The sequence below is a fragment of the Streptomyces sp. NPDC059477 genome (genome assembly GCF_042749375.1).
Lineage (GTDB): Bacteria > Actinomycetota > Actinomycetes > Streptomycetales > Streptomycetaceae > Streptomyces.
Map to the genome: position 1 here is coordinate 53,253 of NZ_JBHYUG010000037.1, position 12,411 is coordinate 65,663.

The 12,411-nt window shown below is 71.2% G+C and carries 12 protein-coding genes and 1 pseudogene; 5 read left to right on the top strand and 8 right to left on the bottom strand.

From position 1 onward, the window contains the following. Position 1 precedes the first annotated feature (1 nt). The 3 genes from ACFXAZ_RS20020 to ACFXAZ_RS20030 form a co-directional block, all read right to left on the bottom strand. Positions 2-784, bottom strand: coding sequence for an aminotransferase class IV family protein (locus tag ACFXAZ_RS20020; protein ID WP_384592655.1), 783 nt, complete (start codon positions 782-784; stop codon positions 2-4). Positions 785-1,288: 504 nt separating this feature from the next. Next, a complete protein-coding gene (locus ACFXAZ_RS20025; protein ID WP_384592658.1) occupies positions 1,289-1,450 on the bottom strand; it encodes a DUF397 domain-containing protein in 162 nt (53 codons plus the stop codon). Between the two features lie 88 nt (positions 1,451-1,538). Continuing rightward, the gene (locus ACFXAZ_RS20030; protein ID WP_384592661.1) at positions 1,539-1,907 is read right to left on the bottom strand and encodes a Scr1 family TA system antitoxin-like transcriptional regulator; all 369 of its coding nucleotides are present in this window, start codon (positions 1,905-1,907) and stop codon (positions 1,539-1,541) included. 458 nt (positions 1,908-2,365) lie between these two features. On the opposite strand from ACFXAZ_RS20030, the pseudogene ACFXAZ_RS20035 reads away from it, so the two are divergent. After that, positions 2,366-3,049: pseudogene (locus ACFXAZ_RS20035) on the top strand (IS5 family transposase); the annotation flags it as partial. Next, positions 3,041-3,163, top strand: a complete 123-nt coding sequence (locus ACFXAZ_RS20040) for a hypothetical protein (RefSeq protein ID WP_384592721.1) — start codon at positions 3,041-3,043, stop codon at positions 3,161-3,163. The pseudogene ACFXAZ_RS20035 and the gene ACFXAZ_RS20040, both read left to right, overlap by 9 nt. A gap of 111 nt (positions 3,164-3,274) precedes the next feature. Here ACFXAZ_RS20040 and ACFXAZ_RS20045 read toward each other — a convergent pair whose 3' ends face one another. Continuing rightward, positions 3,275-4,906, bottom strand: a complete 1,632-nt coding sequence (locus tag ACFXAZ_RS20045) for a GMC family oxidoreductase (RefSeq protein ID WP_384592663.1) — start codon at positions 4,904-4,906, stop codon at positions 3,275-3,277. Between the two features lie 254 nt (positions 4,907-5,160). Here ACFXAZ_RS20045 and ACFXAZ_RS20050 point away from each other — a divergent pair, with 254 nt between their 5' ends. Next, the gene (locus tag ACFXAZ_RS20050; protein WP_384592666.1) at positions 5,161-6,150 is read left to right on the top strand and encodes a helix-turn-helix transcriptional regulator; all 990 of its coding nucleotides are present in this window, start codon (positions 5,161-5,163) and stop codon (positions 6,148-6,150) included. Between the two features lie 142 nt (positions 6,151-6,292). Here ACFXAZ_RS20050 and ACFXAZ_RS20055 read toward each other — a convergent pair whose 3' ends face one another. Genes ACFXAZ_RS20055 through ACFXAZ_RS20070 form a run of 4 tightly spaced genes read right to left on the bottom strand, consistent with a single transcriptional unit; the run spans position 6,293 to position 9,420 of the window. Next, positions 6,293-7,555, bottom strand: coding sequence for a hypothetical protein (locus tag ACFXAZ_RS20055; protein ID WP_384592669.1), 1,263 nt, complete (start codon positions 7,553-7,555; stop codon positions 6,293-6,295). Next, positions 7,552-7,797, bottom strand: coding sequence for a hypothetical protein (locus tag ACFXAZ_RS20060; protein ID WP_384592672.1), 246 nt, complete (start codon positions 7,795-7,797; stop codon positions 7,552-7,554). Before ACFXAZ_RS20060 ends, ACFXAZ_RS20055 begins: the two co-directional genes overlap by 4 nt. Further along, positions 7,794-8,594, bottom strand: a complete 801-nt coding sequence (locus ACFXAZ_RS20065) for a VOC family protein (protein WP_384592675.1) — start codon at positions 8,592-8,594, stop codon at positions 7,794-7,796. The genes ACFXAZ_RS20060 and ACFXAZ_RS20065 overlap by 4 nt, the downstream gene beginning before the upstream one ends. 43 nt (positions 8,595-8,637) lie before the next feature. Then, the gene (locus ACFXAZ_RS20070) at positions 8,638-9,420 is read right to left on the bottom strand and encodes an Asp/Glu racemase (protein WP_384592678.1); all 783 of its coding nucleotides are present in this window, start codon (positions 9,418-9,420) and stop codon (positions 8,638-8,640) included. Between the two features lie 108 nt (positions 9,421-9,528). On the opposite strand from ACFXAZ_RS20070, the gene ACFXAZ_RS20075 reads away from it, so the two are divergent. Then, the gene (locus ACFXAZ_RS20075) at positions 9,529-10,332 is read left to right on the top strand and encodes an SDR family oxidoreductase (RefSeq protein WP_384592681.1); all 804 of its coding nucleotides are present in this window, start codon (positions 9,529-9,531) and stop codon (positions 10,330-10,332) included. Between the two features lie 177 nt (positions 10,333-10,509). Continuing rightward, positions 10,510-12,267 carry a (2,3-dihydroxybenzoyl)adenylate synthase gene (locus tag ACFXAZ_RS20080; protein ID WP_384592683.1) on the top strand — a complete coding sequence of 586 codons (1,758 nt, stop codon included), beginning with the start codon at positions 10,510-10,512 and terminating at the stop codon, positions 12,265-12,267. Positions 12,268-12,411 lie beyond the last annotated feature (144 nt).

Here is a 12,411-nt window from a genome sequence, read left to right on the forward strand (position 1 = left end):
CCTAGAGGGTCTCGCCCGGCACGGACAGATAGGCGTCCTGGAGGTGTCTGAGCACAGGGTGTTCCACGGGGAGTTCGGTGTCGTCGATCGCGGCGAGGGGGCGGACGCCGATCGAGGTGTTCGTGGCGAAGGCTGCGGCCATGCCACGGGCCTGGTCGAGTGTGACGGTGGCGGCCTTGTGGTCGGTGTGCTGCTGGAGGAGGGCCATGGTGACGCCCGGCAGCACGGGCGCCTGCGGCCATACGACCGTGCCCTGCTGGTCGACGAACGCGACGTTCCAGCTGACGCCTTCGGACACGAGTCCGTCCCGGCCGACCAGCAGGGCGTCGTCGAAGCCCTGGCGCTGGACGGTTGCGCGGGCTTGCAGGGCACCGAACAGGCCGGTGTGTTTCACCTCGGGCAGGTCGCGTTCGTAGGTAATGCTCTTCGCGCGCAGCGGCGGCTCGGGCAGAGCGCCGGCCTCGCGTACCGTGACCAGGGTGTGCGGCTCGCCGGCGCCGGCCGGCCGGCTCAAGGTCGCGCTGGGGTCGTAGACCGTGACGCGGACAACGCACGGCTTCTGCCGCCCGTTCAGTGCTTGTCGGACGTGCTCGCGGACACGACCGGTGTCCAGGTGGGCGTTCCACACCGTCCTGCAGTCGCGGGCGAGACGGTTCATGTGCAGGGACAGGCCGCGGATGGTGCCGTCGCCGGAGACGCGCATGGACGTGAAGTGCCCGACGTTGGTGAGGGCCAGGACGAGCACGTCGTCCGCGGAGGCAGGCTTTCCATCGAGAGTTGCCATGCCCGCCAGCATGGCAGCAGCCGCGGGCCCGGTGGCACTGGATTCCTGGTTACTGACGGGTCAACGTCATCTGGAGGTCATTCCCAGGCCGTGGCCGTACGGTGTTCCCCTGTCACTGTGCACACACGAACGGTGATCTGCGCGGTCGTCGCGACGAGGAGCGCTGCGCCCGGCTGGGGTTTCCGGCGTGGCGATGGCGGCCCGGACGCTTCCGCCGGCGCGGTTGGCGCCGGATCCCGCAGCGCCGCGGGAGCGGCCGGTGGCGCGGGAAGGGAGCCGGCGTGGCCCCGCCGACTCCCTTCCTGACACGGGTTCAGGCTGCGATCAGCTGCGGCCCGCGGTTGCGGACACGGTCGAGGAAGCAGTTCCATTCGTGATGCGTGTACTCGTGCGGGCGGACGGCCGGGTCCCGGCTGTCGCTGAGCGTGACCCCGCTGGGGGCCTCCGACACCACGATGCGGCCTGCCGCGGGGCGTTACCCCGCAGGTGGGCGATGAGGTGCTGTCAGTCGGCGGCCGGGTAGACGGACGGGGTCCTGGCCGTGTCCTTGCTGTCACGCACGGCCACGAAGCCGCCATCCAGGCTGGCGACTTCGCCGCAGCCCGGGGCGGTCTCCGAGGCGTTGGACTTGCACCACAGGGCGGTGCTCAGATCGGGGGCTGGCATAGCTCACATCTCTTTGAGGGTGTTGTGCAGCCATCGCTGGGATTCCGGGCCGTCGAGGGCGGAGCCGCGTGCACCCTCTCGAAGCGCCTCATGTCCTCCGACTTCTGCAGGTAGAGGTTTCCGGCGGGGCTGTCGACGTAGGCCACGACGGATCGGACGGATCGGGGAATTCCAAGATCGTAAACGAGCCGTTGAGTGCTCCGTGCGCGCCCTTGTCGAAGGGCAGGATCTGCACCGTAACGCTGGGTGATTCCGAGTGCAGCAGCAAGCGTTCCAGCTGGGCTCGCAGCACGTTGTGGCTGCCGACCTCCCGCCGCAGGCTCGCCTCGTCCATGACGGCGATCAACTCGACCGGGGTGTCCGGTTGCAGCAGGTTCTGGTTCTGCCGTGCCAGATGGAATTCGGTCGGCCGGTCGATCTCCGTCGCAGGGGCGGGCGGCGAACTGGCGCGCAGCATTCAGAGAAAATCGCCACTCAGGCAGGATCCAGGATCCTGATCTGTCGAAAAGGCCCCTAACTGCCTATCAGAACGAGCTTCGAGACGCCAACACCGAACACGCGCGAAACGGCGGATCTGGAACCCTTACCTCGGTTCACCAATCGCAAGGCACTCCAGGTGATGCTCCACCACTCGAACATCTCGGACGGAGTCAAGACCGTAACGGGACAGCACTTTCAATTCTGCAGAAGAGAAAGGGGGAACGTGAGACACAAGCCGCCGCGGAGCAACAAATTCCCCCGCACCCAAGCGCCTCGTAGGCGTGCGCTGGAGAAGTGGACCCTCGGCGCCCCTACCGACGGCCATCTACCGACGGCTCGGACTCCGACCGGCCCGAGCCCAACGGTGCACCCCACCTCACGGTCTCCCTTTCCTTAGACATCGCTTCTGTGGGTTGATCGTTCGTTGAGCGGTGCATGACGGATCTGGTTGGGTGGTTGGTGCCGGATGAGTTGTGGGTGTTGTTTCGGCGGGTGGTGCCGCCGACGGAGAACAGGCGTCCGCGGGGTGGGGGGCAAGCGGCGGGCGGGTGATCGGGAGGCCCTGGCCGCGATCGTGTTCGTGGCCACCTCCGGCTGCACCTGGCGGCAGCTCCCGCCGGTGTTCGGTCCGTGCCGGCAGCCGGTGTACCGCCGCTTCGCCCAGTGGAGCCGGGACCGTGTCCGGGCCCGGTTCCACCGCGTGATCCTGGACGAACTCGGCGTCCGGGGAGAGCTGGACTGGTCGCGGTGCGCGATCGGCTCCGTGAGCGTGAGGGCAGCATAAGGGGGCCGCTGACCGGACCGAATCCGACCGACCGCGGAAAAAGCGGATCGAAGATCCACCTGATCACCGACCGGGACGGGCTGCCGCTGTCGCTCGGGATCTCCGGCGCCAACATGCACGACAGCCTCGGCCTTCAGCCCCTCGTGCGCGGCATCCCGCCCATCCGCTCCCGACGCGGACCGCGTCCGCGCCGTCCGGCCTAGCTCCACGGCGACAAGGGTTACAACTACGCCCATCTGCGCCGATGGCTCCGCGGCAGAGGCATCCGCCACCGCATCGCCCGCAAGGGCGTCGAGTCCTCCCAGCGCCTGGGCCGCCACCCCTGGGTGGCGGAGGCGATCTCCGACGCCGCCCCGGACGCCTCGCCCACCGCAGATGCCGCCAAACCCTGGTCGACCGAGGAGACGATGGGGCACATCCAGGACTTCCTGGACCAGCACACCGTCTAGCGAGGATGGGGGCGAGGCAGGGGTCAGGGGCGGGGCGCGGGGGTCCGTACGACATCAGGTCCGAGGCGGGGCCGTCCTCCCGGCCGGGAAGGCGGCCCCGCGCACCCGGGGTCACTCACCCCGGTAGACCTTCGCGGCGATGTGCTCGGCCGCCATGATCGTGGTGACGTTGGTGGCCGTGCCCGGCACGTCCGGGAAGATCGAGGCGTCCACCACCCGCAGCCCGGTCACGCCGCGCACCGCGCCCAGGCTGTCCACCACCGCCCAGCGGTCGTCGTCCCCGCCCATCGGCACGGTCGAGGTGGGGTGGAGATACGCCGCGAGCTGCTCCTTGACGGCGGCGGTGAGCTGCGTGTCGTCCTGCACTGCGTCGCCGGGTGCCAGCTCCGAGTGGACGAGTTCGGCGAAGGGGGTGTGCCGGGCCAGTTCCCTGGTACGGCGGACCGCCTCCACCATCCGGCGCTCGTCCCGGGCCTCGGCCAGGAAGTTGTAGTCGATCAGCGGGGCGTCCTTGGGGTTGCGACTGCGCAGCCGGAAGGTGCCGACGGAGTCGGGGCGGACCACCGAGACCGCCAGCACGATCGCGCCGCCCGTGGGGCTGGCGGCCGGGTCGAAGAGATGGGTCGCCGAGACATGGACGTCCAGTTCATCGCCGCGGGCCTCGCTGGAGGCGGTCCACAGCAGCGCCCCGGAGACCGGGGTCATCGCCCCGGCCTCCTCGGTGAGGGCGTACACGTTGTAGTAGAACGGCTGGTCCTGGAGGCGGCGGCCGACCGGCAGGTCCGCCACCACCGGGATCCCCAGCTCCCGAAGATCGTCGGCGGGCCCGACACCGGAGCGCAGCAGGATCGCCGGGCTGCCGTAGGAGCCGGCCGAGAGCACGACCTCGCCTGCCCCGTACGTGGTGCCGTCGACCGTCACCACGCCCGTGGCGGTGGTGCCGTCGAAGAGGATCTGGTCGACCTCGGTGTCCCCGGCGATCACCAGGTTCGGGCGCTCACGCACCTCGGGGGTCAGATAGGCGAGGGCCGAGTTGATCCGGACCCCCGACACCACGTTCACCGGGTAGCCCGCGACGCCCTTCTGCTCGGCCCCGTTGAGGTCGTCGACCCGGGCGTGACCGAGCGCCGCTGCGGCGTCGATGAACGCCTTCAGCGAGGGGGTCAGCTCGTCGTACGTGCGTTGCCGGATGGGGAAGGGACCGGTGCGGCCGTGGTACGCGTCGCTGCCGGTGGGGGTGTTCTCCAGCCGCTTGTACGACTCCAGGACCTCCGGGTAGGTCCAGCCGGTCAGGCCGTGGCGCTCGGTCCAGCGGGCGAAGTCGTCGGCCGGGGCGCGCAGGGCGACGGCCGCGTTGACGGCGGAGCTGCCGCCGAGGGCCTTGCCGCGCGGGGCGGGCTGGTCCTGGTCGGTCAGCCCGGTGCGGGCGGTGTAGCCCCAGTCGTGGTCGGCGTCGCCCGCGACCCGCGCCGGGTCGGTCAGCACCTCCGGGTAGTCGGTGGGGGCGTAGGCCTGTCCGGCTTCGAGGAGGAGGACGCGGCGGTCCGGGTCTGCGCTGAGCCGGTTGGCGAGCACCGCCCCGGCGGATCCGCCGCCGACGATGACGACGTCGAAGCGGTCGGCCGCCCCGCCGGCCGGGTCGCCGGTCGGGCCGTCGGCGTCCGCGGTGCCTGTGCGGCCCTTGCCTGTGCGGCCTGTGCTGCTGCTCGTGGTGCCCTTGGTGGTGTGCTCGGCGCTGGTCATGTCTCTCACACTCTCTGTTACTCGGGGTTTCTCGGGTTGCTTGGATTGCTTGATCGGGTTGCTTGATCGGGTTGCTCGGGGTCGCTGACCTTGCGGGCCCTGCTTGAGTTACTGGGCCTGCTGGCCTCGCCTTCCACTTGATTGAACGCTGAACTACCTCCGTGTGGGGTCCGCTGGCACGCACAGCTCTGCCTAGGTCTGCCAGTGCCCCCTTCACCCGCCGCCTTCGCCGCCGCGTCGGGGACCATAGGGGCATGGACTCCCCCATGGACTCCCCTGCGGAGCTGCGCGAATTCCTGCGGGCGAGCCGAGCCCGGCTGCGACCGCAGGACGTGGGCCTCGCCCCGCCCCGGTACTCCGAGGCCGCCCGCTCCCGACGGGTGCCCGGACTGCGCCGGGAGGAGGTGGCCCAGCTCGCCGGGGTGAGCGTCGACTACTACGCCCGGCTCGAACAGGGCCGCACCCGACAGGTGTCGGAGGCGATCCTGACGGCCGTCGCCGACACCCTGCGGATGAACCCGACCGAGCGGGAGTACTTCTTCTCCCTGGTCGCCCGGCAGACCAGAAGCGCCGCCCGTCACACCGAGCGGCCCCCGGCCCAGCGGGTGCGGCCGGTGATCCACCGGATGCTGGCGCAGTTCGGCTCCCCCGCCCAGGTCCTGGGCCGGGGACTGACCGTCCTGGCCGCCAACCAGCTCGCCCGCTCCCTCTTCTTCGACCCGGTCCAGGTCCCGGTCAAGGACCGCAATCTGGCGAAGTGGCTCTACCTCGACCCCCGGGCGAGGGAACTGCATCTCGACTGGGAGCAGCACGCGCTCGACTACGCGGCCGTGCTGCGCGCCGACACCGGCGCCCACCCCGAGGACCCCGCGCTCAACGAACTGATCGGCGAACTGGCCGTCCAGAGCGACGCCTTCCGCACCATCTGGTCCGCCCACAAGGTCTCGGCCTGTCTCAGCGGCCATATGCGGCTGCGGCACGAGGACGTGGGCCGGATCGACCTGGACTACGAGGCCCTCGACATCCATGGCGGCCAGGACCAGAAGATCGTGGTGTACACCGCCGCCGAGGGCTCCCCGTCGGCCGAGGCCCTGGGCCTGCTGGCGAGCTGGACGGCGAGCGGGGGGTCCGGCTCCCCGGCGACCGGGCGTCGGGTGGCGTGGGCGGACTCCACGACGCCGGAGGCAAGGGAGTCCCGGGCGGAAGGGGAGGCGAGGAACGCAAGGAAGGCAACGGGGGCCTGAGGGCGTCCGGAGCGGCGGGCCGGGGCGACGGCCGTCCGAGCCCGGTGTCCGGGGCCCGGACGGTGCCACCCAGAGGTCTGCCCAGAGGTCTGCCCAGAGGTCCGTCACGAGGCTTCGGTCACCCAGAGCACCCCACCTCCCGTCAGTCCGCCAGCGGAAATCTCTCCTTCAGCCACGCCCCGATGACCTCGGCGGCGAGGCCGCTGCCCGTGGGTTCACCCGCGCCGATGGGGCCGCCGAAGTGCAGGCCCCGTACCCGTCTGTGGGTGCGGTCCGTGGCGCCCAGGGCGTCCGTCATCGCGCGGGCCTCGGCGGGGAACGACGCCTGGTCACCGGTGAGTTCGACGAGCAGGGTCGGCGCGGTGACCCCGGGGGCGCAGCGCAGGAGGTCGGCGTGGGTGGAGATGCCCGACCAGGTGGACAGCCAGGCCTGCGGGGTGGAAAGGCGGCCGAAGCCGACCAGGCCGTAGTTGATGAGATCGGGCCGCGAGCCGAAGAGTGAACCGTAGGGCCGCTCGTTGGGATCCAGCGTCGGGTCGACGCCGCGCAGGTCGGCGTCCGTGCGGTGGACGGTGATGATCCTGGGGGCCAGGGACCGCCTGCGGTCGGCCGCGCTGCCCGAGCGCCGGTGACTGCGGCGGGCCGCGTCCGCCTCCGCCACCAGTTCCCGGGCCCTGGCGTCGATACGGGCCAGCCGCTCCCGCTGGGCGGCCCGGTAGCGGGTGACGAAACCTGGGGCGTAGGACGAGGGCGCGGGTGGCTCGGCGAAGCCGTTGGCCGGGGCGTACGGGTCGAGGTCCGGGTCGATGGACAGGGGATCGGACTCGTCGGTGACCGAGGGGTCGATCAGCCGGGCCAGCAGCGCCCCTTGGCCGGGGTGCGGCGCCAGGAACACGGCCGCGTCGGGCAGGGGCAGCGGGGCGCCGCCGAGATCGACGGGACGGCCGCCCGGCGTGCGGGAGATGCGTTCGGCGGGGGGCAGTCCGGCCTGCTGGTGGTAGAGCGCGGTGAGGGTGCCGCCGCCGGAGTGGCCGAGGGTGACCACCTGGTCGAATCCGGCGTCCCGCAGGAACACCAGGCCGGCGCCCAGGTCGAGCACGGTCTGTTCGTGCAGCAGATTCAGATCGTTGTTGACGGAGCGGGATCCCTGGGTCCACACGGCGGCGCCCCGCGCGAGCAGTTCCGGGACCATCACATGGTGGGTGAAGTCCTGCCGGGGGTGCATCAGGACGACCACGGTCCGGGCTCCCGGGACGACCCGCAGCACTCCGGCGACCTTGGCGCCGTCCGAGGTGGTCAGCTCATGGAGGGTGGAGACGGTGCGGTCGGGAATCTCCCGTGCGGTGATGTGCCGGCCGGCGCCCAGCCGCGCGGGCGGCTGCTCCGGCCCTCCCCGGCGGGTCATCGGGACTCCACGCGCAGGGCGTTCTTGTCGTGCTGGGTGATCCGGGAGTCGAGCAGACCGGCCACCGCGCTGTACCAGACGGCGTGGCGGCATCCGGTGGCCCGGCGGTCGACCACGATCGCGCCGGGTGAACTGATCCGGAAGTAGGGGCCGATCCGCTCGATCCACACCCGCGGGTCCTGTGCGGCGACCTCGGGCAGGGTGATGTTCTCCGGGACGTCGAGGACGAAGAAGGTGCTCATGCGCCGGCCCTCCCGGCCTCGGCGGGTACGCGGTCCGTTTCCGCCGTCCTCCCGACCTCGGCGGGCACGCGGTCCGCTTCCCCGGCCTTCCCCGACTCGGCAGGTGCCCGGTCCGCTTCCCCCGCCCTCCCCGCATCGGCGGGTGCCCGGTCGGGGGTGTCGTCCGTACCGGCGTCGTGGGTGTCCTGCCAGCTCTGGGCGCGCTGGAGGATCAGTTCGGCCTTGCGGGTGAGGAGTTTGTCCATGGACGGGTCGGGGCCCGAGGCGACCTCCACCAGGGCGTCGACGGTGAGGGCGGCGTCCAGGTCCTCCTGCGGGGTCACCGGGCGCAGGGCACGGGTGATCTCCAGCATGTAGCCGTTGGGGTCGTGGGTGTAGATGGACTCGATCGTCTCGTGCATCACCTGCATCTCCACGGGCCATGCGGAGGCGTCGAGGCGGCGCCGGTACTCCAGCAGGTCCCGCTCGCTGTCGACATGGATGGCCAGATGCCGGGAGTTGACGAAGAACTCGGGCACGTCGTCGGCGAAACGGGCGTAGGCGTCGCCCGCGGTGAGGTCGCTCGTCGGGGGTGCGAAGCCGAAGTAGTAGAAGAACGCGATCCGGTCGCCGGAGCCGATGTCGAAGAAGAAGTGGATGAAGTCGGGGTGCTTCTGCGGGCCCCAGCCCGCCGCGCAGATGGAGTGCACCACCGGGAAGCGCAGGACATCCCGGTAGAAACGCACGGTGGCGACGGGGTCGAAGGTCGGGAACGCGGCATGGTCGACGCCACGCACCCGGTGAACAGGCAGGGTCATGACTCGGTCTCCTGCAATTTCGGGGGCTGTTGGGGTGTGGTGGTCACGGTCCCGGGGGCGGGCCGGTGTGTCGGGCGACCGGGACGTCCGCTCGCAGCAGGCGTCCCGCGCCGGGGAGGTCGACGGGCAGCCGGAATCTGCGCAGCAGGGCGTAGGCCCCCGCGGTGGCCGCGCTGAGCACCGGCACCCCGAACTCGTCCTCGGCGCCCTGGATCAGATCGAGCGACGGCATCTGCACACAGGCCGACAGCACCAGGGCGTCCACCCCGGTCAGCTCCAGTTCGCGGGCCGCGGCCATGACCCGCTCGCCGGGGATACGCCCCACCTCGCCGTTGTCCTCGACCTCCAGGGCGCGCCAGTCGGCGACGTCGAAGCCCTCGGCGCGCAGATAGGCCACCACCTGCTCGGCCAGCGGACGTCTGTACGGGGTGACCAGGGCGATTCGGTGGGCGTCCAGGGCGCGCAGTCCCTCGCTCAGGGCGCCCGCGCTGGAGATGACCGCGGCGTCGGCACCACCGGTCGAGAGCTGTTCTCTGATGGCTGCCTCCACCCGGTCGTGCTCACCGGGGCCGCCGACCATCACGGCGACCAGACACGCGTACAGCAGAGCGTCGACACCGGCGTCGCCCAGCTCCAGCACACAGCGCTCACGCTGCGCGTTCATCGCTCTGAGCTGTTCCGGGGACACCGTGTGCATCCGCATCCGGCTGGCGTGGAACGAGAACGCGGCGCCGGGGTGGCGACCCAGGATGCGCGGCATCTCGGTCTCGACCGTGATGTTCGAACTGGGGACGACCAGCCCGATCCGGAAGGGGGTCGACGTCATGGTCCGCTCCTCACTGTTGACTCTCATGACTATTTTTCGACACTCAAGTACACATGTCAACCACTGGAGCCCTTGACCTTCGACATCCACGTCGATACTTTTACAGCTATGACGACAGGTGAGAGCGGCAACGAGGGCAGCGCCGCCACTGGTGCGCTGCGGACCTACGTAGTCACCGGCTCCGCCTCCGGTATCGGGCTCGCGACCAGGGCCCGCCTGGAGGCCGGGGGCCACCGCGTGATCGGCGCCGACCTCCGGGACGCCGAGGTCATCGCCGACCTCGCCACCCAGGACGGACGGCGCACCCTGATCGAGCGGGTCACCGAGCTGAGCGGCGGACGGATCGACGCGATCCTCGCCGTCGCCGGGGTGGACATCGCCGGCCCGCCGACCGCCTCGATCAACTACTACGGGGCCCTCGCCACCATGGACGGGCTGCGCCCCCTGCTGAAGGGGTCACCCACGCCCCGCGTGGTGGCCGTCTCGTCGATCACCTCGGTCCACCCGTTCGACCAGGAGCTGCTCGATCTGCTGCTGGACGGCAAGGAGGAGGACGCCCTCGCCAGAGCGGCCGAGGCGCCCCAGGTCTACGCGACCACCAAGCGAGCCCTGTCCCGCTGGATCCGCCGCCGGGCCGTCGCCGAGGAGTGGGCGGGCGCCGGCATCCCGCTCAACGCCGTCGCCCCCGGACTCGTACGGACCGAGCTGCTCAAGCGGCTCTTCGAGGACCCGGAGACCGAGCGCCGCATCCAGGCCGGCAGCCCGATGCCGCTCGGCGGCCCCTACGAGCCCGAGGACGTGGCGGAGCTGCTGGCCTGGCTCAGCAGCGAGAAGAATGGTCATATGACCGGACAGACCATCTTCCTCGACGGCGGCGCGGACGTCGTCCTCCGCGGCGACGCCACCTGGTAGACCGACCCACCGACGCGGCTCGACGACCAGTGCGACCAGTGCAACCAGTACGACGAGCGCCCCGAACGCCCCGCGCACCACACGCACGATGAGCACCCCGAAAGGCGCCGAGAACGACGAGCGCCACCGGGATGACCAGAGGAGCAGCACAGGGATGACCAGAGGGAGAAGTCGACGATGAGTTCCCCCCGAGGCGGCACCGCCCGGACCGCGCCCCCGGGTCGGAACCCGGCTCCGCAACCGGCTCCGCCCCCAGGACCGAACCCGGAACCGGACTCGACCGGGCTGGTCCCGTACCCGGCGGAGGTCGCGGCCCGCTATCGCGCCGCCGGGCTGTGGCGCGGGCATTCGCTGCCCGCGGAGCTGATGGCCGCGGCCCGCGCCCATGGCGACCGCACCGCCCTGATCACCCCCGAGGTCCGCTGGAGCTACGCCGAACTGTCCGCCACCGCCGAGCGGTTCGCCGCCGGGCTGCTGGCCCGCACCCGGCTGCGGCCCGGGGACGCGGTGATGTTCCAGATGGGCAATGTCGCCGAGACGGTGGTGACGTATCTGGGCTGTCTGCTGGCGGGGATACGGCCCGTCTGCACCCTTCCGCAGCACGGAACTCGGGAGGTCGCGGTACTGGCCCGGCACCTCGGCGCCCGGGGGCTGGTGCTCCAGGCCGACTTCGGGCGCGGACAGCTGCCGGAGCAGGCCCGCGCCCTCCTCGCGGAGGGGGTCATCGAAGAGGCCGTCGTCGTCCGGGGCGAGGTCTTCGGGAAAGCGGTCGGCTACGGCGAACTGCTGCGGGCCGGTACTGGCAACGACCCCGGCACGCTCCCCTACCACTCACGGCCCCCGGAGGGCGTGGCCGTCTTCCAGCTCTCCGGCGGCACCACCGGGCTGCCCAAGATCGCCCCCCGCCAGCACGAGGAGTACGCCTACAACGGCGCCCTGTGGGGCCGCACCCTGGGCTGGGGCGAAGGCACGGTCGTGCTGTATCCGCTGCCGATCATGCACAACGCCGGGGTCTCCCTGGCCCTTCAGCCCGCGCTGCTGAGCGGGGCGGCCCTGGTGCTCGCGCCCTCGGCCGACATCGGCACCCTGCTCGATCTGATCGAGCGGACCCGGCCGCAGGTGCTGCCGCTGGTGCCGCCCGCGCTGGCCATCCGGCTCCTGGAGGAACCCCGCAGCCACCGCACGGACCTCTCCTGCCTGACGGACTTCATCGTGGGCGGGCAGAAGCTCCCCCTGGAGGTCGCCGAGCGGCTCCGGGACGAGCTGGGGATCGCCGTGCGGCAGAAGTTCGGGATGGCCGAGGGCATGTTCCTGCTCACCCCGTCCGGCGCCGGCGAGTGGATCAGGCACCACACCGTCGGCACCCCGCTGTCCCCGCTGGACGAGATCCGGATCCTGCGGCCCGGTACCGAGGACGAGGTGCCGGACGGAGAGATCGGCGAACTGTGCGTCAGAGGGCCGTACACCATCCGTGGTTACTACCGCGCCGAGCGCCACAACGCGTCGGCGTTCACCCTGGACGGCTTCTACCGCACCGGGGATCTGGCCCGCCGCCATCGGCTCGGCGGCGCCCCCTGCTACTCCATCGACGGACGGATCAAGGACGTCATCAACCGGGGTGTGGAGAAGATCCACGCCGACGAGGTCGAGGACCTGGTGATGCGCCATCCGGACGTCGCACATGTGGCGCTGGTCGCCATGCCCGATCCGGTGCTGGGCGAGCGGGCCTGCGCCTATCTCGTCATGGAGCCGGGGCGGGCGCCCCTGACCGTGGCCACGCTCGGCGCGTTCCTGCTGGGCGAGGGGCTGGCCAGGTACAAGCTGCCGGAGCGGGTGGAGAGCGTCGACGCGCTGCCCCTGTCGAATGTCGGCAAGGTCTCCAAGAAGGAACTGCGCCAGGACATCGAGACCAAGCTGGCGGCGGAGACGGTTTGACGCGGACCGGGCTCCACAGACTTCACAGCCTTCCTGGACTTCGCGGCCCCCTGGCTTCCGAGTCCGGAACCGGGGGGGGGGGGTGTGGGAGGCGCGCCCGCGGCCGGCGGGGCGGGCGCGGGTGGGGGCGAGGGGGGGGCGAGA

Bases quoted from the DNA above. Each gene is read 5' to 3' on its own strand.
- ACFXAZ_RS20020 (WP_384592655.1), bottom strand. From the start codon at position 784: ATGGCAACTCTCGATGGAAAGCCTGCCTCCGCGGACGACGTGCTCGTC.
- ACFXAZ_RS20025 (WP_384592658.1), bottom strand. From the start codon at position 1,450: ATGCCAGCCCCCGATCTGAGCACCGCCCTGTGGTGCAAGTCCAACGCC.
- ACFXAZ_RS20030 (WP_384592661.1), bottom strand. From the start codon at position 1,907: ATGCTGCGCGCCAGTTCGCCGCCCGCCCCTGCGACGGAGATCGACCGG.
- ACFXAZ_RS20045 (WP_384592663.1), bottom strand. From the start codon at position 4,906: ATGACCAGCGCCGAGCACACCACCAAGGGCACCACGAGCAGCAGCACA.
- ACFXAZ_RS20050 (WP_384592666.1), top strand. From the start codon at position 5,161: ATGGACTCCCCCATGGACTCCCCTGCGGAGCTGCGCGAATTCCTGCGG.
- ACFXAZ_RS20055 (WP_384592669.1), bottom strand. From the start codon at position 7,555: ATGACCCGCCGGGGAGGGCCGGAGCAGCCGCCCGCGCGGCTGGGCGCC.
- ACFXAZ_RS20060 (WP_384592672.1), bottom strand. From the start codon at position 7,797: ATGAGCACCTTCTTCGTCCTCGACGTCCCGGAGAACATCACCCTGCCC.
- ACFXAZ_RS20065 (WP_384592675.1), bottom strand. From the start codon at position 8,594: ATGACCCTGCCTGTTCACCGGGTGCGTGGCGTCGACCATGCCGCGTTC.
- ACFXAZ_RS20070 (WP_384592678.1), bottom strand. From the start codon at position 9,420: ATGACGTCGACCCCCTTCCGGATCGGGCTGGTCGTCCCCAGTTCGAAC.
- ACFXAZ_RS20075 (WP_384592681.1), top strand. From the start codon at position 9,529: ATGACGACAGGTGAGAGCGGCAACGAGGGCAGCGCCGCCACTGGTGCG.
- ACFXAZ_RS20080 (WP_384592683.1), top strand. From the start codon at position 10,510: ATGAGTTCCCCCCGAGGCGGCACCGCCCGGACCGCGCCCCCGGGTCGG.